General features: G+C 62.4%; 2 protein-coding genes. Both read right to left on the bottom strand.

Annotated elements, in window-relative coordinates:
* On the bottom strand, nucleotides 1–455 hold a 455-nt coding region (locus tag B7449_RS16650; protein WP_048883863.1), incomplete at its 3' end, for a hypothetical protein.
* Entirely contained in the window at nucleotides 452–874 is a 423-nt protein-coding gene (locus B7449_RS16655) for a hypothetical protein (RefSeq protein ID WP_048883864.1), read from the bottom strand. The genes B7449_RS16650 and B7449_RS16655, both read right to left, overlap by 4 nt.
* Between the last annotated feature and the right edge of the window lie 159 nt (nucleotides 875–1,033).

Raw genomic sequence — 1,033 nt, forward strand, 5'->3', positions numbered from 1 at the left:
GCGACATGCGCGGGATCAACGTCCCCTGCCCCCAGCGATGTGTTATAGATCCGCTTCCATGTGTGCGCCTGCCCCAGCGCGTCATTCGCGGCGGGCAGCGGATCGGGCGCGCGGTAGTATTTCAGCCGGGCCATGGCGCAGGCATAGGAGACATTCCCTACCATCTGCTGCGGGCCTGCCGGTCGATTGCTCCGGATTGACAGCATGGTTCGGGTCAGGCTGTTCAGGCGGCTGTCAGACAGGAACGTAGCCCAGATGTCATCATGGGTTGCTGGTTCCATCTGCCACAGCCCCAGCGCGGGGCCCCCGCCATTCTGCTGCACATAGACAAGTCCGCTTTCCACCAGAGCCGTGCCGGTCAGCAGGTTGACCGCGGCATCCCCGCCAAGGCCAATGGCGTTCAGGGTCGGAACGACAATTTCCGCCTTGAACTGCGGCAGGTTCAGGCCGGTCATCCTGCAGGCTCCTTAAGATGAAGAATGCTGTGCCAGATGGTCTGCCCGAACTCCTGCCAGCCCAGAAGGGTGCCAAGGCCAGCGAGAACCACGACCGCCCATGTGGTGTTTCGGTTGAACAGACGCTGCCGTTCATCGCGCGCGCCGCGCTCTTTGCTGATGGCCTCAAGGGCCTTGTCGATCTTTCCGGACAACGTGTTGTCGCGCTCTTTCTGGCTCCGCGCCCGCTCCCGGCCCTCTCCACGTTCTTCTGCAAGCTGCTGCAGGATGTGCTGCTGCCCTGTCTGCAGCACGCCGAACCCGGTGTTCAGCCGCTCAATCTGGATGTCATGCCGCTCAAGGTGGCCGTCATGTTTGTCCAGACGCACATCGTGCTCATCCAGTCGCGCCAGTACATCCGGCGTCGGTTCATCAGTCATTCATCTTCTCATAAAAAAACCGCCTCACGGGCGGTCGGGCAGGCGCGGATTGTGGGGACGGTCAGGCCGTGGCGGCAGCGACCACGACATTCAGGCTGGCCGGATTGCTCAGGCTGCCATCGTTCGTGGCGCTGATCGTGATGGTTCCCGCAGCCTTTG

The organism is Komagataeibacter intermedius TF2 (assembly GCF_000964425.1).
Classification (GTDB): domain Bacteria; phylum Pseudomonadota; class Alphaproteobacteria; order Acetobacterales; family Acetobacteraceae; genus Komagataeibacter; species Komagataeibacter intermedius.

Bases quoted from the DNA above. Each gene is read 5' to 3' on its own strand.
- B7449_RS16655 (WP_048883864.1), bottom strand. From the start codon at position 874: ATGACTGATGAACCGACGCCGGATGTACTGGCGCGACTGGATGAGCAC.